Genomic DNA, 25,633 nt, shown 5'->3' on the forward strand with positions numbered 1-25,633 from the left:
AGAACTAAGTTTGTTCAACTAACGTAAGGAGTATCAACGTGCTGCGATTGCAATCTACCCTGAGCAAGTCCCTGATTTGTCTGTTCGCACTCACAGGCATTATTCTGATGTTTGCGCAAAGTGCAGTACCTGGTGTGCCGTACTGGAAAGTCCTGTTATACGCCTTCGGACTTGTCTGCGCGCTGTCTATCTGCTTATTATCTGTGATACTTGTACGTGCCAGTTTCAATCAATGGAGCCTCAGACATCGTGCAATCGATACTGGGTGGCTGTGGTTCAATGCCAACCCGCCAGGTCTGGATGCACTCAGAAAACCGGCGGGTGCGGTGACAGAAAATAAGACAGAAAAAATTCAGTAATGCCAGAGTGAATTTTTCCTCTCAATAAAAAAAGCACATTCAATGTGCTTTTTTTATTTGTGGATACTGACTGAAACAGTTCAACAGCAAGAAAAACTTCAGTATTTTTTCAGTTTTTTTGCTGCCTTACCGGTAAAGGCACATTGCATAAATCTATATATCCGGCAGGGACTTTATACCATTCACCGCCGCGATTTCTCTGTGCTGCGACAATCGCTTTAAACGTCGCAGATTCAGTACGAATGATTTCCAGTTTGCTGCGTTCTGCTTCCGGCACATCAGCAGCCACTTTCACCGCGACGATCGGTGTGCGCTGTTCCGGCTTTTCATAAAACCCCAGCGCGCCTGTGCCGCGTGGCAGCGTGGTCAGCAATTCCATGCCCTGCATGACGCGCCCGACTACCGTGATATTTCTGTCTAACTGACGTGGTGCATGGCCGGTCACCACATACAAAGATGTGCCGCTGCCGCTATTCGATTCATTTCCGCGTGCGACACCAACGCTGGCATAACAATGTGCCAGCCACGCTTTGCCCGTCTTAGGATCTCTGCCTGCGGCAAAGCCATTCGCATGTCCCACCTGTGGCGCATAACCATCCGCATCAGGCAAGCGGGTAAATGGCAATTGTGAGGAATAAGGCACTGTAAATTCCGGCTCCAGATTTTTTTTCGCGGTCTTCAGTTCGCGTTTTTCATCCGGGTCCGCCCATTGCACGACATAATTTTCCTGTGAACGCACAATGGCTAAACCGTCGAAATAGCCTTCGCGTATCAGTGCCTTGATATTCGCCGCATGTTGCGGAGCGAAATCCGGTGCCAGCTCGATCACGACACGGCCTTTTTCCAACTCCAGATACAAGGTGTTTTCCGGATTCAGCGCACGCCAGTCTGCAGGCGATGATGCCTTGATCAACTCGGGCATGGTCTTTGCCGATTTCAACACGGCATCTTTAGCCAGCGCCGGAAACGCAAAGCTCAGCGTGGCAAGCGTGGTTCCGATAAAAATGCAGGAGGCAACAACAGTACGACGTGAAGACATAAACGGGCTCCGGAAGAAATTAAAAGAACGACTAAACCCGCCTGATGTTAATACAAAAAATATAAAAGAAATACAAAAACACGCCTGATTATTTGGGATTCCACAGCCACACCTGCTGGCGGATATTGACAGGCTTGGGGATCAGTTTATTTTGATAAAACAGATCAGCGATTTCCTGCTGACGCGCAGCAATATCTGCACTGACAGGCACAACCCCATAGCGACTACGCGCCTGCCAGGTTTCGATAACGGAGGGCGGCAACCCTAATTGCGGCGCGATGATACCGGCCAATAATTGTGGATTCGCTCGCGCCCACGCACCGGTCTGCGCCAACTGGTTCAGAATGATATTCAGCGCGGCTGGCGATTTTTCCGCAAGGCGACGGGAGGCGTCATAAAAACTATTCGCCGACAACAAGCCTTGATGGTCAGCCAGCACCCGGACTGGCAAACTATGCTGAACCGCTGCCAGATAAGGATCCCAGATGACCCACGCATCGATACTGCCACTCACAAACGCCGCTCTCGCATCTGCCGGTGCAAGATAGACGGGCTGAATATCCTGCATACTCAGACCCGCTTTGCGCAGCGCCGCTAACACCAGCAAATTTGAACTGGAGCCTTTTTGAAAGGCGACTTTTTTTCCTCTTAGCTGAGCCACCGTTTTTAATGGAGAATCCTTAGCGACCACTATCGCTTCCGCAGATGGCGACGCGGGTTCAGCACCGACATAGAGTAAATCGACCCCGGCCGCTTGTGCAAAAATCGGCGGTGGTGCGCCAGTCAGACCAAAATCCACATTCCCCGCGTGTAAAGCCTCCAGCAATTGCGGCCCGGCTGGAAACTCTATCCATTTCACCTTGAGCTGCTGCGCACTCAGCGATTTTTCCAATGTTCCCTGCGCTTTCAACACAGACAGCAAACCGCTGCCCTTCTGAAAGCCGATGCCTATCACTTTATCGTCCGCGGCAGCAGTAACGGTGAGGAGCAGGCTGTATAAAAACAGACTCAGCTTCACTAATTTTTTCATGATGTCTCTTTCTCATTTGTGACACTTGCTTGTGCCACTCAGTTGTAAGCCTATCGCTCAGGCGCTTTCGCGTTCCACTAATTCACAAGCCAGCAAATTCAATCTTTGTAAACGCCCGGATAAAGGAGTTTCGCCCAGACTTTCCAGAATTCTGAGGGCGGCAATCTCACCAATTTCTTTCGCCGGTGGCCGTATCGTCGTCAGACTCGGCAGCAACATGGAGGACATGGCATAGTCACCAAAACCAACGATCGCACATTGTTCCGGCATGCGTATACCAGCGCGCTGCCCGGCAAGAATCGCTGATGCCGCCAGATTGTCGTTAGCAAAAATAATCGCTTCTGCCGCCCCGCGCTGACGTAAAGCCAGCGCTTCCATTGCCTGCTTTCCTGCCTCAAATGGTGTGGCGGCAGTTGGTATAAACATCCAGGGCTTCAAGCCATGTTCACGCATCACTTCAGCGTATCCATCGCGCCGGTCAATTGCACTTTCATCGCTCGCCACGCTGTTTTGTACGAACGCAATCCGGCGATATCCTTTGCCCAGCAAATAACGGGCTGCCTGACGCCCTACTTCTGTATGCGAAAAACCGACTTGTATATGTTTGCGTCGCGGTGCGTAATCCCAGGTTTCAACTACGGGGATATTGGCTGATGCCAGTAATTGCCCGGTTGCCTTGCTGTGATACTGACTGGTGACCGCCAGCGCCGCTGGCGACCATCCCAGAAAAGTACGTACTGCTCTTTCTTCCTGAGCTTCAGAAAAATAGCTCGATGCCAGCAACAGCTGATAGCCATGCGCCGTCAGCACATCACTGAAACTCTGTATGGTATTGGCAAAAATCGGGCCGGAAATATTCGGTATCACCATGCCGATAATCCGCCCGTGGGTCGAAGCCAGACCTCCCGCCACCAGATTCGGCACGTAGTTCAAAGCGCTGACTGCACTGCGGATGCGCTCTCGCAATGCCTCCGATACCGTGTCGGGTTGCTTGAAATAGCGTGACACCGTAATTGAGCCGACGCCAGCAACTTTAGCGACATCGTGTATGGTCGCGCGGCCTGAGCCACGTCGTTTTCGGGTTCCGTTTTCCTGCGTCATTTCTGCATATTCTCAAAAGACATTTAGATGCTTGTTTTAATTCTTTGACTTGGATATCGCCATCAAAGAAACTAAAAATGGTATCGGTACCATGCAAATTCTAACAGCACCGATAGCAGCAGCGAAGTCGCATTTCCTTCGTTGCTTATTACCGATTCAACTAAGAGGCCGTTGCACAGTAAGACTGCTGTTATCACACACGAAAAGGATGAGCACGCAGACCATCAACGCAGCAGCGCTTTGCAGAATGGCATTTACAAAGATTGAGGGATTAAAGGACTACCATGAAGATCAATACAAAAAACAAATTATTGCAGCGTCGCCGTGCTCAGCAACTAGGCAGCTTGCTGAGCGTTGCCGCAATTTCCATCAGCACCGCTGCTGCTGAAAATGCGGCACCTCCGGCAAGTGACGATCAGGCGGGTCTGCCATCAGTCACAGTGACAGCCACACGCAGGGAAGCGAGTTTACGTTCGGTGCCTGTCGCGGTATCGGTACTCAACGGCGACCTGCTTGAACAAGCGAATCGCAACAGCATCGACAGTATTGCCGCAGAATTACCGAGTGTGAATTTCCGTCAGCAAGGAGGCAATAAAGACAGCACTATCTTCGTCCGTGGGATAGGCACGATTTCCACATCACCCGGCGTCGAACCGACGGTTTCCACCGTGGTGGATGGTGTCGTCTTTGCTCGCCCTGGGCAGGCAACGCTGGACTTACTCGACATCGACCGCATCGAAATATTGCGTGGCCCGCAGGGCACCTTGTTTGGCAAAAATGCGTCTTCGGGTGTGCTCAATGTCGTCAGCCGCAAACCTGGCAAAGACACTGCCGGTTTCATTGACGCCTCGTATTTTGAAGGTAATGAAAGGCGCTTACGGGCAGGTGTTTCCGGCACGCTGGCACCGGAAACAGTACGCGCCTCGCTGACTGCGCTGGACACGAAATATGACGGTAATGTCGATAACGTCACCAGCGGTAATAAGGTGAATGGATTCGACCGTCAGGGCTTACGTGCGAAAGTACTGGTAACGCCGAACAGCGACCTTGATATCACGCTGGTTGCCGACTATCTGCGTTCAAACAGTTCACCGACATTTGTCGCTTACAAATCCACCAGCGCACCATTTTCACAAGCGATTGCACCGGTGATCGCAAGCACTGAAAATCGCCAGATCCGCACCGATATTCCAAGTGATATCAGCGATTTCAACAAAGGGATTTCCGCGCAGATTGACTGGCGCAGTCAGGGTTATACACTCACCTCCATCACCGCCGCACGTCAGTGGGACAATGAACAGCACACGACCACATCGGCCATAGGCAACAGTGCTGATCTCAGTCGTATCAGTGCAGCTTTTCCCGCGACCCGTGATATCGGCACGCTGCACTATCGCCAGTTTTCACAGGAATTACGGCTGGCCTCACCTAAAGACAGCATCGTCGATTACGTTCTCGGTGCTTATTATCTGCATGGCAAAGATGAGGAAACTTATCAACGCATCGTCACGACGTCAGCAACGTCGATCAATTCCGGTTTTGCGCCGTATAGTGTTACGAGCGATAGCTATTCCCTGTTCGGCGAAGGCAACTACGTGATCAGCGATGGATTGAAAGCGATTGCCGGCGCGCGCTGGACGCGTGACGAACTTTCTTACAACCATGCCCGCACCTCAACGCAGACAACAGCATTTGCAGGCGTACAACCGGCCACCAACAATGCCGGATCAACGTCCGAAAGTGCATGGTCCGGGCGCACAGGCTTGCAATATGATCTGAGCAAAGACATCAGCACGTATGCAACCGTGTCGCGTGGCTACAAAGGCCCTGCTTACAATGTATTCTTCAACATGCTCAATCGCGACACGCTCGCGCTGAAACCAGAAACATCTGACTCCTATGAAGTCGGCATCAAGGCCATCGGCTTCGATAAAAAGCTGAGTGTGAATCTGGCCGCATTCCAGACCAACTATAAAAACTATCAGGCGAATTTTTATGACACTGTCGCCGGTGCAGTTGTCACCCGTCTGATCAATGCGGGCGAAGTATCAACGCGTGGTGTGGAAATTGACGTTGAAGCGCGCCCTGCTTCCCGTCTAAATCTGAGTACATCACTGGCCTATATCGACGCCAGAATTGATCAGTTCAACTGCCCTGCTGCAGCCGCGGCCTCCTGCACGCTGAATGGTCAGACCTTACCATTCTCACCGAAATGGAAAAGCTTCAGCCGTGCCAGCTATGGTATTCCACTGGCCAATGGCTTGCATCTGGAGCTGTCTGCCGACTACAGCTGGCAAAGCAAAGTGCAGTACGACTTATTCCAGTCGGTTAACACGATACAGGGTAGCGTCGGTTTGATTAATGCGAGCATCGCCTTATCCTCATCCGACAATGGCTGGCGAATTGCATTGATAGGAAAAAATCTGGGCGATAAGAGTTACGCGACGAATCTGGTCAACAGCAGCGGCTACGTCACCCGTGCAGTACCCCGCGACGATCAACGCTATTTCGGCATCACGGCCAGAAAGGATTTCTGAGATCATGACAAAACGCGAACTGAAACTCGGCGCTTTTTTACTTCATAACGGACATCATGTTGCCGCCTGGCGGCATCCGCAGGCCGATACCGGCGCAGACCCGCTCAGGCTGTACCAGCATCTGGCGAAAACTGCGGAACGTGCCTGCTTCGACGCCGTCTTTTTCGCCGACAGCGTTGCGCTGACCAGCGGCGTCGGCGGACTGGAGCCATTGACCTTGCTCTCTGCGATTGCCGCCGTCACCGATCGCATAGGACTGATAGGCACCGCCACTACAACATACAATGAGCCTTATCATGTTGCCCGCAAATTCGCTTCACTGGACAGAATTTCCAGAGGTCGCGCTGGCTGGAATCTGGTGACCTCGGATAATGCAGCCGAAGCAGCTAATTTTGGCCGCACAGAACATGTAGGGCATGCAGAGCGCTATGAACGGGCAAAGGAATTTCATCAGGTAGTACAAGGTTTATGGGATAGCTGGGAAGATGATGCGATTCTGAACGATAAGCAAAATGCTATCCAGTTTGATCCGCAAAAACTACATACCTTGCAGCATCACGGCAAACACTTTTCTGTCGCAGGGCCGCTCAATGTCAGCCGCAGTCCGCAGGGAAAGCCGATTACCGTGCAGGCGGGCGGCTCGGAAACCGGAAAGAATCTGGCCGCTGAAACTGCCGACGTGGTTTTCACTGCGCATCCCACACTCGCCTCTGCGCAAGCCTTTTATCAGGATCTGAAAGCACGAGTGGAAAAAGCCGGACGTCATCGTGATGACTTGAAAATCATGCCAGGTCTTTTTCCTGTCGTTGCAAAAACACAGGAAGAAGCACAACGGAAATTTCAGCTGCTGCAAGATCTGGTCACGCCGAAAGATGGCATCACCCTGCTGGGAAGAATGATAGGTAATTTCGACCTGACACCTTATCCTGTCGATGAACCATTGCCGGAATTACCGCTCACAGATAATGGTCAGCAAAGCCGCCAGAAATTACTGACACAGCTCGCTCAGGGTGAAAATCTGACGATACGTGAACTGTATTTGCGCATCGCTGGCGGGCGCGGTCACTTCACACTGATAGGCACACCGGAACACATCGCTGACCAGATACAGCTCTGGTTTGAAAATGATGCAGCAGATGGATTCAACATCATGTCGCCATATCTGCCCGGCGGCCTGGAAGATTTCACAGAGTTGGTTGTTCCCGAATTGCAAAGACGCGGCTTATTCCGTACCAGTTATGCCGGAACCACTTTACGCGAACACCTTGGTCTGGCGTTTCCGAAAAACCGGTATGCGAAATAACTGAGTCCAATGTATCTTGTATTTTTTATGCGACAAAAATTCCGGATATTTTTGTCGCATTTTTTCTTCTGAAAATTGCGCTGCTCAGTTTTACCTGTGACGAAGTCGTCGTAGAAATTAGCCGACGCTGAATCATATATGCAAATTTAAAAATAATCGTTCCTCGCTTTTCCTTTCGAAGATTAAATCTCATTTGAACATCAAACCGCATACAACCAGGAGCGCGGTCAAACTGAAATCTGCCTGCTCCATCTCTAATGAGACTTTTATGAAACACGCAAAATTACAATTCAACGTGCTGGCATTGAGCCTGCTGACGGTATCCACGGCCTTCGCTACCGATGGCTATTTTTCTCATGGCTACGGTATCAGAACTCAAGCCACTGGCGGTGCGGGTATCGCGTTACCACAAGATAGCCTGGCAGCGGCGAGCAATCCTGCAGGCATTGCGTGGACAGGAAACCGTATTGATGGCGGGCTCAGTTGGTTTAGTCCCAGCCGCAGCACCGACATCACCGGAAACGGTGTTCCCGGCGTTAATGGCAGCTACGAAGGGAATGACAAAAAGAATTTCTGGCTGCCTGAATTGGGCTACACCAGACAGTTGAATCAGGATGTCAGTATTGGTATTGCGGCTTACGGCAATGGCGGCATGAATACCGATTATGGCAAAAATCCTTACGCCGGATTTGGCAGTAAAGGCAGCGCTGGCGTTAATCTGGAACAGCTGTTCATTTCGCCTTCGCTGGCTTACAAAGTCAATGACCAGCATGCGTTTGGTGCTGCCATCAATTTTGCTTATCAACGCTTTTCAGCGAAGGGAGTCAGTGTTTTTTCATCGGCCTCTATCGACAGTAAAAACCTGACCGACAATGGCAATGACAGCGCAACTGGCTGGGGACTGCGCCTGGGCTGGAGCGGACAGATCACTCCTGCGCTGACACTAGGTGCGACATGGGCATCGAAAGTCAAAACCGGTAATTTTGAAAAATACCGTGGTCTGTTCGCACAAGGCGGTGGTTTTGACATTCCGGAAAATTACGGTATTGGCCTGGCATACAAAGTACATCCGCAATTAACGCTGGCAGCCGATCTGCAACAGATCAAGTATGGCTACATCAGCTCTATCGCCAATCCTCTGGCAAATTTATTTGCTGGAAATCCACTCGGTTCTGAAAAAGGCGCAGGCTTTGGCTGGCGCGACATCACTGTCGTCAAAGTGGGAGCAGTCTATGATTACAGCGAGGATCTGACCCTGCGTGCGGGCTACAATCATGGCGGCCAGCCTGTACCTGCCAGCGAAACTTTTTTCAATATTCTCGCGCCGGGAGTGGTGCAGGATCATCTGACGCTGGGCGCTACATACAAAGTGGCGAATGGCGGCGAATTGAGTTTTTCATATACACATGGTTTCAAAAAGACCGTCAATGGCAGTAATTCCATCCCAACATCTTTTGGTGCTGGCAATGCCAATGTCTCTCTTAGCGAAAATATAGTCGGCGTCGCTTACGGCTGGAAATTCTGAACACATCTGAGGTTGCGGTCTGAGATCACTACTCCAGCACATGCTGCCATCCTGAATAGCTGTTCACAAGGATGGCAGCATGCATTGTCACTACCGACGATTTACCGCATCACGCATTACTTAACCTCAACATCTCTTTACTCCGCCTGAGTCAGGGCATTTCGAGTAAAAACATTTTTGCTTACTGCCAGAAATATGACATTCAAAAAACACATCTGCATTGCCCTGTCTGGGATTACCGCAGCGGTTTGCCTTGCCCAGATCAATCCAGCTCTTGCAATCGATAACCGGATTGATCAGATACGCCCAGACGCACCAGAACTGGCTGCGTATGGCCGCTATCCTGTCGGCGTCACAACACTACAGGTCAGCAATCCGGGGCAACTGGATATTCTGAATGCGAAACCAGATGAGGCTATCCCTCGCTATAACCGGCCGCTGACACTGGAAATCTGGTATCCAGCCGTCGCTGCTGACCACTCGCCATCGGCGACAACATTCCGCACGTTTTTACGCGATGGAAAAACAGAGGTGACGTTGACAGGGAAAGCAGTACGTGATGCCGCTGCCGAAAAAAATGCAGGTGTATTTCCATTGGTGATCGTCTCTCATGGTTATCCGGGGAACCGCTTTCTGCTCAGTCACCTGACAGAAAATCTCGCCAGCAAAGGCTATGTCGTAGTGGCGATCGACCATACCGACAGCACGTTTCATGAGTTTAAAAATTTTTCCAGTACTTTATTAAATCGTTCTCTCGATCAGCTATTCGTATTAAATCAGATGGCACTGTTAAACGAACAGGACAATACCGGGAAATTAACAGGAATCATTGATGCAGCTAACACTGCGCTGATTGGCTATTCCATGGGTGGTTACGGTGTGCTCAACAGTTTAGGTGCCGGCGTCAGCGCGAAAAGCGTGAGTGCACCAACCGTGCCGAATGGCGCGCTACAGAGTCGCGCAGCAAATGATCCACGTTATCTGGCATCCATCGACAAACGGATTAAAGCGGCAGTCGCATTTGCCCCCTGGGGCTGGAATGCAGGCTTATGGGATACGCAGGCCCTGGCCGCCATCAAAACGCCACTTTTTTATATTGCCGGCAGTGCCGATGATGTCTCAGGTTATTCGCCCGGTGTGCGTAATCTGTTTGAATCCAGCATCAATACAGGGCGCTATCTGCTGACATTTGAAAATGCCAATCACAGTGCAGGCGCACCGATTCCTGCCCCGAAGGAATCATGGCAGGCAGTGCCGACACTGAAACGTATTCCGGCTGAAAGTTATATCGACGCGGTGTGGGATAACACCAGGATGAATAATGTCTCCCAGCATTTTGTCACGGCATTTCTGGGAAAATATCTGAAACATGATGACAGCATGGATGCTTTTCTCGCGTTGACCGAAAATGCCAAAGACGGCAAGTGGAGCACAGATGAGAGTGGTAACAAAAAACCCGACCATACGTATTGGAAAGGCTTCCCGGCTCGCACTGCGGTTGGATTGAAACTGGAATACCTGCCAGCGGCAACATCACAGAAACAATAAATAAAAGCCGTATCCCTGAATGACAAGGATACGGCTTTTTTTACAGCGACCATGCCTATCGACTGACGCCGCGACGCTGATTTGTCAACGGCAGCCAGTCATTTTTGCTCAACTCCGGCGGGTCGCCGACAAGCGTTTGACCACCGCGATCAGGCGGTCTATTTCATCGCAGGTATTGTAGAACGCAAACGAAGGACGCACAGTTGCCTCAACACCAAAGCGTCGCAATATCGGTTGTGCGCAATGATGACCTGAACGTACCGCAATGCCTTCCTGATTCAGCGCGTGCCCGACTTCTTCGGTCTTGTAGCCAGCGAGAACAAAAGACGCAACACTCGCTTTGGCATGAGCCGTGCCTATCAGGCGTACGCCAGGTATGCTTTTCAGGCCATGGGTTGCATACTCAAGCAAAGCATGTTCGTACAAAGCAATTTTTTCAAGACCGATACGTTCCACATAGTCGATCGCAGCGCCCAAACCTACGGCATCGGCAATATTGCCGGTACCAGCCTCAAAACGCGCTGGTGCAGGTTGATATTGGGTGCGTTCAAACGTCACATCCGCAATCATATTGCCGCCGCCCTGCCACGGTGGTAATTGCTCCAGTAAAGCTTTTTTACCGTAGACAACACCGATGCCGGTGGGGCCGAATACTTTGTGTCCGGAAAACACATAGAAGTCGGCATCCAGCGCCTGTACATTGACACGCAGGTGCGACACCGCCTGCGCGCCATCCACCAATACGCGGGCTCCGGCACTATGCGCCAGCGCAATGATTTCCTGTACCGGTGTGATGGTACCCAGTGCATTCGACACCTGCGTGACCGAGACCAGACGGGTCTTGCTGTTGAGCAGTTTGCGATATTCATCCAGCAGAATCTGGCCGCTGTCATCCACCGGAATCACCCGTATCACTGCACCCTTTTCTGCGGCCAGCTGTTGCCAGGGAACGATGTTGGCATGATGCTCAAGTTGCGACACGATGATCTCGTCACCGGCACCGATAAACTTTTTACCGAAAGTATTGGCAACCAGATTAATCGCTTCCGTCGCACCGCGAACGAAGATAATTTCCTCTGGCGACGCCGCCCCCAGAAAGCGTGCCACGGTATTACGCGCACCTTCGTAAGCATCGGTTGCGCGCGCTGCCAATTCGTGTGCGGCACGATGAATATTGGAATTCTCGTGTGCATAGAAATAGCTGAGTCTGTCGATCACCGATTGTGGCTTCTGCGTCGTCGCGGCATTATCAAACCAGACCAGTTGTTTGCCATTCACACGCTCGGCCAATATCGGAAAATCGCGCCGTACGGCATGGATATCAAATGGTGCGGCCAAAGCAGGATTCGCAGCGTGGGGAGCAGCATCCCAGTAATTTTGCTCGCCTTGCTGAAAATAATACGTGGCCGACAATTCATTTGCCGGTGTGGCTGATGTGGCGGTTGCCGGTTTCGCCGGATACAACTCTCCTAGCAAACGCTGCAATTGATCCTGTCCGGGTAAGCCAAAGGCGCGGGCGCTAACCTGATCGCTTCCTGTCGCCTGCGCCGCCAGACTATCCAGACCCGTATCCGCCGACGGATAAGCATGTTCCCCGCCTAAAAAATAATACGGCGAACTTGCCCCACCAGCCTGAGGCCGGGACGGTGCGACGCTGCTACCACCGTTGTGCGGCAAGGCCGCCGCATAGATCGCGGGTACACCTTGCGCGATGCCCGGCTCTGCCAATGGCGGAACATGTGCAGACGAACTGCTTTGCGGCTCGATAACAGGTGCTTTCCCGGCAGGAGACACCGGCGCTGGCTGCGGCTCGTTCAGGTGCGACAATCCCGGCAGGAATTGCGCAGCCGCCTGAGCAGCACCTGGCACCAGCGCGAAGAATTCAGATGCCATGCGATTCAGCAGTGCCTCATCCGGCACACCGTCCGCAGACACCTGACTATTATTTGTAGGTGTCAGGATAGTCATGGTATTTACCGATCTCTACATCGTCCAACACAGCCAGGGCATCATCCGTCAACACTGCCAATGAGCAGTAAAGAGAAATCAGATAAGAAGCAATCGCATTACGGTTAATGCCCATAAAACGCACTGACAGACCTGGGCTCTGTTCACCAGCCAGCCCGGGCTGGAACAGACCAACCACACCTTGCCGTTTTTCACCAACGCGCAGCAAAATGATTTTAGTTTTGCCGTCCTCAATCGGTAATTTGTCAGATGGAACCAGAGGAACGCCGCGCCATGTCAGGAATTGTGAACCAAACAGACTGACTGTCGGTGGAGGAACGCCGCGACGTGTGCATTCGCGGCCAAACGCCGCAATCGCCAACGGATGCGCGAGAAAAAAGCCTGGCTCTTTCCATACTTTGGTCAGCAGATCGTCCAGATCGTCCGGTGTCGGTGCGCCAGTCAGCGTCGATATGCGCTGATCATCATGCACATTCGCCAGCAGACCATAATCAGGGTTATTAATCAGCTCGCTTTCCTGACGCTCTTTGATTGTTTCTACGGTCAGACGTAATTGTTCTTTAATCTGATCGTGCGGGCTGCTATACAGATCGGAAATACGGGTATGTACATCCAATACGGTGGCAACTGCATTCAGGAAATATTCGCGCGGTTGCTCTTCATAATCAACAAAAGTTTGCGGCAATTCAGATTCGTCACGCTGAGAACAGGCAACGCGTACGTCCTTGGGATTTTTTACTTTATTGAGACGGTAGATACCTGCTTCAACCGGCAGCCATTGCAGCAGATGCACCAGCCAGCGTGGAGAAATGGTCGATAACTGCGGAACGGTTTTGGTTGCATTGGCTAACTGACGGGCAGCATTATCGCCCAGTGCAAAATTCGGCGAAGGTACATCAGACATAGGTCACTCCATGAGTAAGTGGATTTATCGGACTGCAAAAAATAACAACAAGAAAAACAATTCATCGGATAAGACAGTGTCTGATGCCCATCGCCCTCATTCAACATGCTATCGCCATCAAGGACATCTTTTGCATTGCCTGGGCATGGCGCACGTCCTCACAGCGAGCCAGCAGTTCTGACATGCGGAGGCCTAATGCCTGTGATAGTTTTTCCATCGTCACCAAAGACGGAATCACTTTTCCGCGCTCAATCTCGCCTATATAAGAACGATTCAGATTCGCCTTTTCCGCCAGCACTTCCTGCGACCACTGATGTGCGTCTCGCGCCTGACGAACGGCAATGCCAAAGCAATTGCAAAGCTCTTTCATCATCACTCCGGATGAGGCGCTTCGACATTCTGTTCATGGCGCAAACTCGCCTGACTGACATGGCTGCCGGGTGCCACGTCATTCGTGACCCAGACATTGCCACCAATCGTCGCGCCACGTCCCAGCGTGATCCGTCCTAAGACGGTCGCACCGGCATAAATGACGACGTCATCCTCAACGATGGGATGGCGCGGTAAACCTTTCTGCAAATTGCCTTCTTCGTCGGCGGGAAAACGTTTCGCTCCAAGTGTCACGGCCTGATAAATACGCACGCGCTGCCCGATTACTGCGGTCTCACCAATCACCACGCCGGTACCGTGATCGATAAAAAAGCCGGGACCAATCTGCGCACCGGGATGAATATCAATGCCGGTCTGGCTGTGTGCAATTTCTGCGACGATACGTGCCAGTAAAGGCACGCCCAGCAAATACAATTGATGTGCAACCCGGTGATAAATCATGGCCAGCACGCCGGGGTAGCAGAGTAAAACTTCATCGACACTGCGGGCGGCAGGATCGCCCTGATAAGCGGCAATCACATCGCTGTCGAGCAGGCTGCGTATCTGCGGCAAAGAACGTGAGAAAGTACGCACGATAGACACTGCCCGGTCTTCGGTATGCAGCTCATGATGATTGTTATAGCGCGATGCGTAACTCAGCTCCAGCCGCACCTGCGTCAGCAGTGAATGCAGCACCGAATCGAGGGTGTGCCCGACGTAAAAATCTTCACTTTCCTGACGCAACTCCGGTGGCCCAAGACGCATGGGAAACAGCGCTCCGCGCAGATCTTCAAGTATTTTTGTCAGCGCATCCCGCGATGGCAGTTCACGGCCACCCGGTTCCGACGGGCGCACCTGACGGCTGCGCCAGGCCTGACGCACAGAGGCCAGTTCACTGACGACCTGCTCAATACCAAATAACGACGCTCGCTGTGTTGCAGGCGCATGAACTTGATGATTAATTTTATTGTTAGTCATAACTCTGATCAGTTCAGGTGTGAAACAACTTGCCGATAAATGGAGTCAATGGGAGTCAATGGGAGTCAATGACCACAGACCAGCAAATTCCGTGTGGTCGTTGATATGTGCTTAATCCTGAACCCAGGGCAAGGAGTGCAAACGCCAGCCACCGAGCTGACCACGTTGCTGCGTCTCATTGATCTCGCCTTCAAACCCCTCGGTGATATTGAAGACGTTCACAAATCCAGCCTTGCTCAGTGCTTCAGCCGCTGCCGCCGAACGCTTACCGCTACGACATAACAACAAAAATACGGCAGCCTTGTCTTTGAGTTTGCTCTCGAACTCCTTCACGAAGCGCGGATTACGGGTCAGTGCTGTGCCTGTTGCCCAGGCAACGTGCTGACTATCGGGAACATGACCAACAAACTTACGTTCTTCATTCGTGCGAACATCAACCAGGGTAGCGGCACCGAGTTGTACCAGACGCCAGGCATCAACCGGCGTCAGACTGCCGGCAAAAGGCAATTGTTGTTGGCGGGCATCCTCTCTTGCATGGGAAAGCAGGCTTGCGACATCGCCACCGCTGCCATCAGAAACGGAACTGGCGGAAGAAAATGCATCGTTGGGAGTCATCGTAGAATCTGTCATAAATATCTTTCAAAGCAATCGATGTATTTACCGCACATCGTTATGACAAAACTGTAGCGAAATCTCTAAGAGTGGAAAACGAATTAAAACGCGATTATTTATACAAAAAACGATTAACGATTTCTTTCGGTACTGTCGCCCTGCTGGCGACACTAATCAGCGAACGTAGATGAATGCCGGAATAAACACGTAAAAAAGCCCCCGCTAATGGCTGGCGGAGGCTCTATTTTCAGATGATTTTCTTCTTCAGTTTATTCGGACAGGCAGGAAAAACAGTCATTCATTTTTGATTTTTTCACAACGCCCATCACGATAAGGGCCTGCGGTACGCTCCCAACCATCGCCCGGCGAAGTCTGCGAACAGACCTCTGCATCTTTGATTTTGCTTTTCCACTTATACCAGGATGCAGGTGCGGCGAATGCTGCAAACGATACACACAGCAAAAGGAATGCACACAATACGGTGGCGAGAGATCGCTTATGACAACTGTGTTGATCACCCATTAAAACACCTCCCATCCTTTGTTGTATCAACAGACCATTCACCGTAAAAAATCATCATTTCAACGCCTGATAAACGCGGTGACTCAGCTAGCTTGTAAATTGCTTATATGCTGTGCCAGTTCATCAATACTCAGGATCACAATATCATGCGCCGCAGCGTAATTCAGAATATCCTGACCACGTGACATGCTGCCATCCGGATTCATCAGTTCGCATAATACCGCTGCCGCCTGCATTCCAGCCAGACGCACCAGATCCACAGAACCCTCGGTATGACCACGCCGCTGTAATACTCCGCCAGACACTGCCCGCAAAGGAAAAACATGCCCGGGCCGAGCCAGGTCGCCAGGCACGGCTCCATCTGCGATGGCAGCCTTAATCGTCGTAACCCGATCCGCAGCAGAAACGCCGGTAGTCACACCATGCTTTGCTTCTATTGTGACCGTAAATGCCGTACCAAAACGACTGCCATTTGCTGCCACCATCGGTGGTAAATCAAGCTGCTGCAAGCGCTCGTCGGTCAGGCACAGGCAAACGATGCCGCTGCAATCACGGATCAATCTGGCCATGCTCTCGGTAGTAATTTTTTCCGCTGCGATGATCAGATCAGCCTCATTTTCACGATCAAAATCGTCCATCAATAAAACTGGCCGCCCATTCCGAAGGTCAGCCAGAGCACGCTGTAAACGCTCAGCAAACGGGCTGTCGGAATAAACAAAACGCCGGGAAGATTGTGCAGTCGTAGCGACTGAAGATGATGCAGTAGTTGAACCGGATACTGCAGTAAGACTGTTTGTGTTACTCAACATAATTGAAACGCTCCGCAAAAAAATGTGCAAAAGACGTTTCAGGGGATTTTTGAATAGCCCAAAGCCAGCGCTCGCAAGCTGGCGCGAGCACTGATATCAGGCGTATCTTCTCTCATCCGGACTATCACCGTCGGCTCTGGAATCACACCAGATCTGCTGACCTTGCAACACCATCAGTACAACTACGATGATCATTCACTGCAAGCGCTCGCGGGCTTGTTTTGCCAAAAATATCTGGCAAATTTTACCGCCGGTGGGGAATTACACCCCGCCCTGAAGACGTACGACCTGCCGACATAATCGGCGGACAGATTATACGCAAAATGCTCTGCCGGTGTTTTTCAGTTCAGGAATGGATGACGATAGTGAAGTCCGGAAAGCGGCATCATGTCGGGCAGAGGCACACTGCCACGACACTGACCTACACCTCAATGCGCTCTCGGCAAAGTGATCTGAAATACAGAGCCGCCACCGGCGTGTTGAGAATAACTGACCTGCCCCTTATGTGCCTGTGCAATCGCGCGCACCACCGCCAGACCCAACCCGCTGCCGCCACTTTCGCGCGAACGGGAATCATCGCCGCGTTGAAATGCTTCAAAGATAAAAGGAATCAGATGTTCAGGAATGCCCGGCCCTTCATCAGTCACCGTCAGATGAAATGCGTTTTGCGACAGTCTGGACTCAATCAGCAACTTGCCGGGAGACGCATAACGACGCGCATTTTCAAGCAAAGCAACGATAACTTGTCGTATGCGCGACGGGTCGCAAACGATGACAGTGTTTTCTACCTTCATATCAAGATAAAACCCGGCAGCAGTCAGTGATGGCGCCATGAGTTCAAGCACCTGACTTACTTCGGATGCAATATCCACATCTTCCAATCTCAGGCTCAGATAAGCGCCATCGGCCAGACTAAGGACGCGTAAATCTTCGACCAGACGGGTAAGCCCATCGACCTGATTCAAGAGATTACGAAACTGCGTTTCCTCCGGCGGAAATACGCCGTCAGCCATGCCCTGCAAGCGTCCGCGTAGTATCGTCAGCGGCGTCCTTAATTCATGCGCAATCGCAGCATTCCAGGTCGTTAATTCATGCGCGGTACTCTGCAAGCGTTCTGCCATAGAATTAAAACCATCAACCAGGGCGGCGGTTTCGCCCAAGGTACGATCACCTGCAACTGCGCGGGCAGACAGATCGCCGTCGGCAATACGTTTAACACTGTCAGCAATCGAGTTAAGCGGAATCAATATGCGCCTGGCCAGTTTCCTTGCCGCAGCGATGCCAAACACAAGACCGACAACAGTAATCGTTGCCATATAAATCCATTCCGGCCATGTTGGCAGCGACATTGGATCGACGTCTGTAAACAAACTGGGAACCCATTGAATCAGTAAAGCATAAAACACATACGTACTGATTAAAACGATGGCGATGATGCTCAGCACAACCGCCGATGTCCAGCGAATGATCTGTCGGCTGAAATCAGATTCAGTGCTCACGATGGACTCTTCAGGCAATAACCGACGCCGCGCAGGCTGACCAGCAAATGCGGTACATCTGCGGCTTCTAATTTCTTACGCAATTTGCTGATATGGCTATCAACGGTACGCTCCAGGCTGTCACCTTCTGGCAGGCAGCTGACCAGCAATTCAGCGCGGCTATGCACCCTTGCCGGTGTGCGCGCCATGTGTGCCAGCAAGCGGAATTCGGTCAGCGTAAGAGGCAGCGGAAGAACTTCGTCCCTCATCTGTACGTAAGCCTGATGCGTTTCCAGATTGACTTCTATCGGTCCGCAGCGCAACAGGCCACGCTCCGTCGCGCCGCCACTACCCGTACGCCGCAAAACCGCCAATGCCCGTGCGGCAACCTCTGCCGGATTAAACGGTTTGACGACGTAGTCATCGGCACCAACACGCAATGCAATCAGCTTATCAATATCCTGATCATGTGAAGTCAACATGATCACTGGCGTATTCCCTCTTCGTCGCAACTCGGACAACACCTGCCAACCATCAACATGGGGCATTTTGACATCCAGTAAAACCAGATCCGGCTTGATTGCAAGATGCAACTCTAACGCAGCACGTCCATCTTTTGCATGAGCAGTACGCATGCCATCCCGATGCAGATAAGCCTTGATGATTTCGACAATTTCCGGCTCATCTTCAGCGATGAGAACTAAGGCGCCACCAGGCTCTGGTTTGTTCGTGCTAACGGAATTAACTGCAGGATGGTTCATAAGTATTCAGAAAAAATAGCGATCTCCATCATAACTCCATAAATTCACCACGAAAACCCCACGCTGTTTTATTAAGCTTGCGGCTGACCAGTCTGACTCTGGATATCCAAAGAAGGTACATCACCATGACGAACACGTTTGTTAAACAGCGATTAATGATAGCGACGCTCACTGCTATCAGTGCTATTACGCTCGCCGCATGCAACAAATCAACACCCGAAGTAGCAGCCCCGCCCGTGATTGTGGCAGCAACGAAAATTCCAACAGCGAATGTCGTTTTACATGATGAGCTGCAAGGCCGTGTAGTTGCCTATCGCACCGCAGAAATTCGCCCGCAAGTCGGTGGCATCGTTCAGAAACGCCTGTTTCAGCAAGGTGCTGAAGTGCGTGCCGGGCAACAATTATTTCAAATTGATGCAGCGCCACTGAAAGCAGAATTTGATATCGCAGCCGCTGCTCTCAGACGATCAGAGGCAGTTCTTGAGCGCGCCACACTGCAAAGCAAACGACTGCAACAGATGGCAGAGAGTGATGCGGTCAGCCGCCAGGTGTTGGACGATGCGCAATCCGCGACGGCGCAGGCAGACGCAGATGTTGCACAAGCCAAGGCGACCCTCGCACGACGCCGGCTGGATCTTGACTATGCCAGCATCAAAGCGCCCATTTCCGGACGCATTGGTCAGGAATTGCTGACTGAAGGCGGGCTGGTCACGGCCAGCGATGTCAATCCCATGGCAAAAATTCAGCAAATTGATCGCGTCTATGTCGACGTCAGAAAGCCTGCATCAAAATTAAGCTCCATGTCCTATCTGCTTGCGAAAGATAAGAACAACGAAGCAAAGGAAATCCCAGTTCAGGTGCTGGATGCAGAAGGCAATCCTTACCCTGTCAACGGCACACTGTTGTTCTCTGGAGTGAATGTTGACGCAAGCAGCGGTGAGATCGTAATACGTATCGAAGTAGATAACCGCGACCGCCAGTTGTTACCCGGAATGTATGTACGTGCCCGCGTTCCACAAGGAACAGCAACCGCATCGGTATTAGTTCCGCAGCAGGCAGTCCAGCGTGGCAGTGAGGGGAAGGCATATCTGTGGGTGGTGGAAGCCAGCAAAAAAGTTACTCAGAAACCGATTGAACTGGGTGCCCTTGTCGGATCGAACTATGTCGTCAACAGCGGTATCAGTGTAGGCCAGCTTATCGTCGTTGAAGGTGCGGAACGTTTGCAACCGGGAAGCGAAGTCAATGCACAACAGTGGAAAGCGACGTCAGCATCTGCGGCGCGTTCGAAATAAATTCAGGGAATGATCATGCCGCAATTTTTTATTCATCGCCCGATTTTTGCCTGGGTCATTGCCATCTTCATCGCTCTGGCCGGAATCATTGCGATTCCGCAATTGCCGATCGCACGTTTTCCTTCGATTGCACCACCCAGCGTCAGTATCAGCGCCAACTATCCGGGGGCAACACCAAAAACGCTGAACGATGCCGTTGTCAGCGTGATTGAACGCGAACTCTCAGGTGTTAAAAATCTGCTTTATTTTGAGTCCACTGCTGATAGTTCTGGCAGCGCACAGATCACCATCACTTTTAAACCCGGCACAGATCCGGCAATGGCGCAGGTCGATGTGCAAAACCGGATCAAAACGGTAGAACCTCGCCTACCACAGGTCGTACGTCAGAATGGGCTCGGTGTGGAATCGGCCTCAGCGGGATTCCTGATGATCGTGGGGTTGAGCTCCAAAGAGGGTAATCTCAACGAGGCCGATCTGAGCGACTATTTCGCCCGTAACATCGTGGAGGAACTACGCCGGATTGAGGGCGTTGGCAAAGTGCAGTTATTCGGCGCGGAAAAAGCGATGCGGATATGGGTCGATCCGGCCAAGCTGCAATCTTACAATTTATCCATGAGTGACGTGACGACAGCAGTCGCACAACAAAACATTCAGATTGCGCCCGGGGCCATCGGAAGTTCACCGGCGATGACCGGGCAACGCGTCACCTTTCCGCTGGAAGCACATGGACAGTTAGAAACGCCGACCCAGTTTGGCTCTATCGTTTTGCGCGCTAACGCTGATGGTAGCAAAGTGATGATTTCTGATGTCGCCAAAGTTGAACTCGGCGCACAATCGTATAGCTTTTCAAATCGCGAAAACGGCAAAGTGGCAACAGCGGCTGCAGTTCAACTCTCGCCGGGAGCAAACGCGGTCAAAACCGCTAAAGCGGTGCGCGCAAGAATGGCGGAACTGCAAAAGACGATGCCGGAAGCGATCAACTACTCCATTCCTTTTGATACAGCACCATTCGTTGAAATATCAATCGAAAAAGTGGTTAAAACCTTGCTTGAAGCAATGGTGCTCGTATTTCTGGTGATGTATTTATTCCTGCAAAAAGTGCGCTACACGCTGATCCCGGCGATAGTCGCCCCTATCGCATTGCTAGGGACATTTGCGCTGATGCTGTTAATTGGCTTCTCGATTAACGTACTGACGATGTTCGGCATGGTACTGGCTATCGGCATCATTGTGGATGATGCGATTGTTGTCGTAGAAAACGTAGAGCGATTAATGGCGACAGAAGGTCTATCACCCAAAGAAGCAACCGCCAAAGCGATGAAGGAAATCAGCGGAGCAGTCGTCGGTATTACGTTGGTGCTGACTGCCGTCTTTATTCCGATGGCACTTGCCAGTGGTTCTGTGGGCGCGATCTACCGGCAGTTTTCAATGTCGATGGTGGTGTCGATTCTGTTCTCTGCATTTCTTGCACTGACCCTGACACCCGCGCTGTGCGCGACGATTCTGAAACCGGTCAACGCTGATGCTCATGCAAGCACAGGCTTCTTCGGCTGGTTCAACCGCCAGTTCGAACGCATGACCCGCGGCTATGCTGCATGGGTCGTTACTCTGCTGAAGCGAACCGGCAGAACCATGCTGATGTTCACCGCTATCGTTATTGCACTGGTGTTGTCATTTGCTCTGCTCCCCAGCTCATTTTTGCCGGAAGAAGATCAGGGATACTTCATGACCTCATTCCAGCTGCCTTCCGACGCAACGACGGAACGCACGCTGGATGTGGTGAAGGTCTTTGAAAAGCATGTCGCTTCCCGTCCGGGAATCGATGCGAATCAGTCTATCCTCGGATTCAGTTTCTCCGGTGCCGGAACCAATACGGCAATGGCCTTTACGATGTTAAAAGACTGGTCACAACGGAAGGGCGCGACAGCGGCAGACGAGCTAAACCGGGCACAGCTTGCGATGTCCGGCATTACAGAAGGCACAGTCTTCAGCCTGATGCCACCGGCGATTGATGAACTCGGCACCTCTTCTGGCTTTACGCTACGCCTGCAGGATCGTTCAAACAAAGGCGAAGACGCTTTACGTGATGCGCAAAATACCTTATTGAAGCTGGCATCACAAAGCCAATTGGTAACCGCCGTCTACCCGGATGGAGTGCAACCGGGCAGCAATGTCAGACTCGATATCAACCGAAAGAAAGCCGAAACACTGGGTGTATCGTTTACCAGTATCAGTGACACATTGTCGACGGCAATGGGCTCCGCTTATGTCAATGACTTCGTGAATGCAGGACGTGTACAACAAGTCATCGTTCAGGCAGACGCAAAATCACGGATGCAGCTTGATGACGTCTTGAAACTGTATGTACGCGGCAGCACCGGTCAGGTAGTGCCACTCGCAGAACTCGTCACGCCAGTCTGGGGCAAGGCAGCGCTTCAATTAGTGCGATTTCAGGGCTATCCATCGGCGCGGATTTCAGGCAGTGCTGCACCCGGCATTTCCAGCGGCGATGCGATGAATGAAATGGAACGTCTTGCGGCGCAATTGCCCCCCGGTTTTACTCTTGAGTGGGTTGGTCAATCCTTGCAGGAACGTCAGTCGGCATCGCAGGCACCGATGCTGATGGCACTTTCCATGCTGGTCGTTTTTTTGGTACTGGCCGCGTTGTATGAAAGTTGGTCGATTCCGCTGTCAGTCATGCTGGTTGTTCCGCTTGGCTTGATTGGTGCCGTTCTCGCAGTGTTGCTGCGGGATTTGCCAAATGATGTCTTCTTTAAAGTCGGGCTGATCACGATCATTGGTTTGTCAGCCAAAAATGCGATTCTGATTGTTGAATTTGCCAAGCAACTGGTCGGGCAAGGCATGAGCCTGTCTGATGCAGCGCTGCAAGCGGTGAGATTACGGCTACGTCCTATTCTGATGACCTCGCTGGCATTCGGGCTGGGTGTGTTCCCGCTCGTTATTGCGACTGGCGCCAGTGCAGAGACTCAACACGCCATCAGTACCGGCGTACTCGGCGGCATGATCAGTGCGACTGTGCTGGCGATCTTCTTCACACCCGTTTTCTTTGTGGTTGTACTGACTACTGCGCAAAGAATAGCAAAGCGATTCCATAAAAAAACAGATGCTGACAAAACTGCCAGTTCTGCTCCGGTGATTGAAAGCTAATATGAAGTACATCATTTTTTCAGCATTAATTCTGGTACTGTCCGCCTGCTCGCTGACACCTGATCTGGTCAGGCCGGCCGCGCCGATACCGGACACCTACTCTACACAACAGCAAATGCAAGGCAAGAGCATCGCTGAAACCGGTTGGCGCCGTGTCTTTACTGACGCACAGTTGCAATATCTGATCCAACTCGCGTTGGAAAACAATCGTGATCTGCGCATCGCAAGTCTGAACGTAGAAGCTGTGCGTGCACAATTTCAGATACAGGACAGCGCTCGTTTGCCAACAATAGATGCCACTGCCGGAAGTATCCGTCAGCGTACCGCGATGACAGACAGTGCAGCAGCAAGCGTCAACACACAGCACACGGCGGGATTAACGATCACTGCTTTCGAGCTGGATTTTTTTGGCCGCGTGAAATCATTAAGCGATGCAGCATTCGCGAGATATCTGGCCAGCGAACAAGGGCAACGTTCCGCGAACATATCGCTGATCGGCGCTGTGGCTGATGCTTATTACGAAGATCTGCTGACAAGGCAACAACTCGATCTGACGGAAAAAACCTTAGCCGACTGGCGCACGTCACTGAAACTCACACGTAGCTTAAAAACGGCGGGGCAAGTCAGTAGTGCAGATGTGATAGTCGCCGAAGGGCAAGTCGCCAGCGCCGAGGCAGATTTATCGGAGCGGCAACGTCAGCTCAGCAAAACCCATAATGCATTGCGTTTGCTGACAGGCAGCGACTTTGTCCATAACAAGGCGATATCTGACCGTTTTAGCGATAGCGCTTTACCGCCACAGATACCCGCAGGCCTTCCGTCCGACCTGTTAAGCTTGCGCCCGGACATCTTACAGGCGGAACAAAATCTGATTGCAGCGAACGCCGACATAGGCAGTGCCAGAGCAGCGTTTTTCCCACGTATATCGCTGACGACCTCAGTCGGATACAGCAGCTCCTCGCTGAGCAATCTGTTTGGTGGCAATCAACATGCATGGTCATTCGCACCGCAAATGACACAACCAATCTTTCAACATGGACGTCTGCGTTCGGAATTAAAGCTGGCCGAGATACGAAAATCATCAGCCATTGCAGACTATGAACGCGCGATACAGACCGCATTCCGTGAGGTGGCAGACGCACTCGCGGGTCAAGCGACGTTCGCCAGCCAGATCGAAGCGCAACAGCGTTTTTCCGACAGTGCCAGAAAAAATCTGGAGCTGACCCGTATCAGATATCACGCCGGACAAGACAGCCGATTGCAATTACTGGATGCGCAACGGACGCTGTACACGGTTCAACGAGCATTATTGGAACTCCGTAAGCAAGAATACAGCAATACCGTTGCGCTTTATAAATCCCTGGGTGGTGGCGTACTGGACGAATAATGAATGCATTTGATACCACTATTCAGATGGGCGAACACCAATCTGTTCCGGTTGAAACCTCACTCGTTACCTTGGCCGACTGTCTCGCTGGATTAAGTGGCACGGTGCGCTTCCGTGCAATGCTGAAGCTATATGGAAGGGCCGTCTTATGGTCAAACCTGACACATCAGTGGCTGCATTTATTGAATTCACAGCAGCTATACAGCGATCTTGTCAGCGTCAGGCCACGATTTATTCATAAGCCCTACCGTCCGTATATTTCGACACTATTGAATCACGATGCACGCTTTCAGGTTATACAGCAGCACTACGCATTTATCCTGGAACAAGGCTTACACGAAATGATCAGGAAAGCCTCCAGAGAGCCTGTTGATCTGGCGTGCTTCACAGGAAAAACGGGAAACACCTACGGCATACATTTACGCGCGATTGATCCTATGGAACGCGAGGGGGAACTCGTACTGCAGTTATCACGAAATCAGGTATTGATTTACTCATGCGCATTCACTTTTTTCCGGGAAAGCGGATGCATGCATATTTATATTGGCTGCATACAAGGATCCCGCGAACAGAACGCCGTGCAGTTAATCCGCAGCAGCACGCGCGATATCTATGGCATGCGTCCTAAAAATTTACTGATCAGGCTGGTTGAACAGGTGGGAATTCAATTCGGTTGCGACACTCTGCGCCTGGTTGCAAACACACACCGTGTTGTTCATCGATCGATTAAGCAGGGAAAGGTATTGTCCGACTACGATGCCCTGTGGTCTGAGATTGGCGCGACAAAACGGAAAGACGGCGATTACGAACTGATTTGCAAAAAAATATTGCCGCCAGATCTGACGCTGGTCCAGTCGAAAAAGCGTTCGGAAATCAAAAAACGCCACGACAACATGGTATGCATCGTTTCGACCATCAAACAAAACTTAACGCTCTGACGCAA

General features: G+C 51.5%; 21 protein-coding genes and 1 riboswitch. Of the genes, 9 read left to right on the plus strand and 12 right to left on the minus strand.

Translation table 11 applies throughout. The annotated features are described in order from the left end of the window. The first annotated feature begins 38 nt into the window (after window positions 1–38). Window positions 39–359, plus strand: a complete 321-nt coding sequence (locus H8K26_RS16025) for a hypothetical protein (protein WP_190480833.1) — start codon at window positions 39–41, stop codon at window positions 357–359. Between the two features lie 109 nt (window positions 360–468). On the opposite strand, the gene H8K26_RS16030 is transcribed toward H8K26_RS16025, so the two are convergent. From H8K26_RS16030 to H8K26_RS16040, 3 genes are all read right to left on the minus strand, one after another. After that, window positions 469–1,398: a peptidylprolyl isomerase gene (locus H8K26_RS16030; protein WP_190480834.1), complete on the minus strand. Its 930-nt coding sequence runs from the start codon at window positions 1,396–1,398 to the stop codon at window positions 469–471. Window positions 1,399–1,486: 88 nt separating this feature from the next. Further along, window positions 1,487–2,428 carry an aliphatic sulfonate ABC transporter substrate-binding protein gene (locus H8K26_RS16035; protein ID WP_190480835.1) on the minus strand — a complete coding sequence of 314 codons (942 nt, stop codon included), beginning with the start codon at window positions 2,426–2,428 and terminating at the stop codon, window positions 1,487–1,489. Window positions 2,429–2,485: 57 nt separating this feature from the next. Continuing rightward, window positions 2,486–3,529 carry a LacI family DNA-binding transcriptional regulator gene (locus H8K26_RS16040; RefSeq protein WP_190480836.1) on the minus strand — a complete coding sequence of 348 codons (1,044 nt, stop codon included), beginning with the start codon at window positions 3,527–3,529 and terminating at the stop codon, window positions 2,486–2,488. Window positions 3,530–3,813: 284 nt separating this feature from the next. On the opposite strand from H8K26_RS16040, the gene H8K26_RS16045 reads away from it, so the two are divergent. The 4 genes from H8K26_RS16045 (at window position 3,814) to H8K26_RS16060 (ending at window position 10,442) form a co-directional block, all read left to right on the plus strand. Then, window positions 3,814–6,066 (plus strand): TonB-dependent receptor, encoded by a 2,253-nt coding sequence (locus tag H8K26_RS16045; protein WP_190480837.1) that lies wholly within the window; start codon window positions 3,814–3,816, stop codon window positions 6,064–6,066. Between the two features lie 4 nt (window positions 6,067–6,070). Then, window positions 6,071–7,369: an LLM class flavin-dependent oxidoreductase gene (locus tag H8K26_RS16050; RefSeq protein WP_190480838.1), complete on the plus strand. Its 1,299-nt coding sequence runs from the start codon at window positions 6,071–6,073 to the stop codon at window positions 7,367–7,369. Between the two features lie 268 nt (window positions 7,370–7,637). Beyond that, window positions 7,638–8,894 (plus strand): OmpP1/FadL family transporter, encoded by a 1,257-nt coding sequence (locus H8K26_RS16055; protein ID WP_190480839.1) that lies wholly within the window; start codon window positions 7,638–7,640, stop codon window positions 8,892–8,894. Window positions 8,895–9,089: 195 nt separating this feature from the next. After that, a complete protein-coding gene (locus tag H8K26_RS16060) occupies window positions 9,090–10,442 on the plus strand; it encodes an alpha/beta hydrolase family protein (protein WP_190480840.1) in 1,353 nt (450 codons plus the stop codon). Window positions 10,443–10,550: 108 nt separating this feature from the next. On the opposite strand, the gene H8K26_RS16065 is transcribed toward H8K26_RS16060, so the two are convergent. The 9 genes from H8K26_RS16065 to H8K26_RS16105 form a co-directional block, all read right to left on the minus strand. After that, on the minus strand, window positions 10,551–12,410 hold the full coding sequence (locus H8K26_RS16065; protein WP_190480841.1) for a family 2A encapsulin nanocompartment cargo protein cysteine desulfurase: 1,860 nt from the start codon (window positions 12,408–12,410) through the stop codon (window positions 10,551–10,553). After that, window positions 12,385–13,314 carry a family 2A encapsulin nanocompartment shell protein gene (locus tag H8K26_RS16070; protein ID WP_186885682.1) on the minus strand — a complete coding sequence of 310 codons (930 nt, stop codon included), beginning with the start codon at window positions 13,312–13,314 and terminating at the stop codon, window positions 12,385–12,387. Before H8K26_RS16070 ends, H8K26_RS16065 begins: the two co-directional genes overlap by 26 nt. A 100-nt stretch (window positions 13,315–13,414) precedes the next feature. Continuing rightward, window positions 13,415–13,687 (minus strand): helix-turn-helix domain-containing protein, encoded by a 273-nt coding sequence (locus H8K26_RS16075; protein WP_370527202.1) that lies wholly within the window; start codon window positions 13,685–13,687, stop codon window positions 13,415–13,417. Next, window positions 13,687–14,661, minus strand: coding sequence for a serine O-acetyltransferase EpsC (epsC, locus tag H8K26_RS16080; protein ID WP_190480842.1), 975 nt, complete (start codon window positions 14,659–14,661; stop codon window positions 13,687–13,689). The genes H8K26_RS16075 and epsC overlap by 1 nt, the downstream gene beginning before the upstream one ends. Before the next feature lie 111 nt (window positions 14,662–14,772). Next, entirely contained in the window at window positions 14,773–15,291 is a 519-nt protein-coding gene (locus H8K26_RS16085) for a rhodanese-like domain-containing protein (RefSeq protein WP_190480843.1), read from the minus strand. 276 nt (window positions 15,292–15,567) lie between these two features. Beyond that, window positions 15,568–15,795 (minus strand): hypothetical protein, encoded by a 228-nt coding sequence (locus H8K26_RS16090; RefSeq protein ID WP_186898241.1) that lies wholly within the window; start codon window positions 15,793–15,795, stop codon window positions 15,568–15,570. Window positions 15,796–15,878: 83 nt separating this feature from the next. Further along, the gene (gene ribB / locus H8K26_RS16095; protein ID WP_190480844.1) at window positions 15,879–16,604 is read right to left on the minus strand and encodes a 3,4-dihydroxy-2-butanone-4-phosphate synthase; all 726 of its coding nucleotides are present in this window, start codon (window positions 16,602–16,604) and stop codon (window positions 15,879–15,881) included. Window positions 16,605–16,704: 100 nt separating this feature from the next. Beyond that, window positions 16,705–16,889: riboswitch (FMN riboswitch) on the minus strand. A gap of 143 nt (window positions 16,890–17,032) precedes the next feature. Continuing rightward, complete coding sequence (locus tag H8K26_RS16100) at window positions 17,033–18,103, minus strand: ATP-binding protein (protein WP_190480845.1); 1,071 nt, start codon at window positions 18,101–18,103, stop codon at window positions 17,033–17,035. After that, window positions 18,100–18,843 (minus strand): response regulator, encoded by a 744-nt coding sequence (locus H8K26_RS16105; protein ID WP_190480846.1) that lies wholly within the window; start codon window positions 18,841–18,843, stop codon window positions 18,100–18,102. The genes H8K26_RS16100 and H8K26_RS16105 overlap by 4 nt, the downstream gene beginning before the upstream one ends. Before the next feature lie 125 nt (window positions 18,844–18,968). Here H8K26_RS16105 and H8K26_RS16110 point away from each other — a divergent pair, with 125 nt between their 5' ends. The 4 genes from H8K26_RS16110 to H8K26_RS16125 are packed head-to-tail and all read left to right on the plus strand — an operon-like array spanning window position 18,969 to window position 25,628. After that, a complete protein-coding gene (locus H8K26_RS16110; protein WP_190480847.1) occupies window positions 18,969–20,135 on the plus strand; it encodes an efflux RND transporter periplasmic adaptor subunit in 1,167 nt (388 codons plus the stop codon). 15 nt (window positions 20,136–20,150) lie between these two features. Next, complete coding sequence (locus H8K26_RS16115; protein WP_190480848.1) at window positions 20,151–23,303, plus strand: efflux RND transporter permease subunit; 3,153 nt, start codon at window positions 20,151–20,153, stop codon at window positions 23,301–23,303. Between the two features lies 1 nt (window position 23,304). Further along, a complete protein-coding gene (locus tag H8K26_RS16120) occupies window positions 23,305–24,690 on the plus strand; it encodes an efflux transporter outer membrane subunit (RefSeq protein WP_190480849.1) in 1,386 nt (461 codons plus the stop codon). After that, window positions 24,690–25,628: a DUF535 family protein gene (locus H8K26_RS16125; RefSeq protein WP_190480850.1), complete on the plus strand. Its 939-nt coding sequence runs from the start codon at window positions 24,690–24,692 to the stop codon at window positions 25,626–25,628. The genes H8K26_RS16120 and H8K26_RS16125 overlap by 1 nt, the downstream gene beginning before the upstream one ends. Window positions 25,629–25,633 lie beyond the last annotated feature (5 nt).

The sequence above is a fragment of the Cognatundibacterium aquatile genome, from assembly GCF_014699135.1.
Taxonomy (GTDB): Bacteria; Pseudomonadota; Gammaproteobacteria; order Burkholderiales; family Burkholderiaceae_D; genus Undibacterium; species Undibacterium aquatile.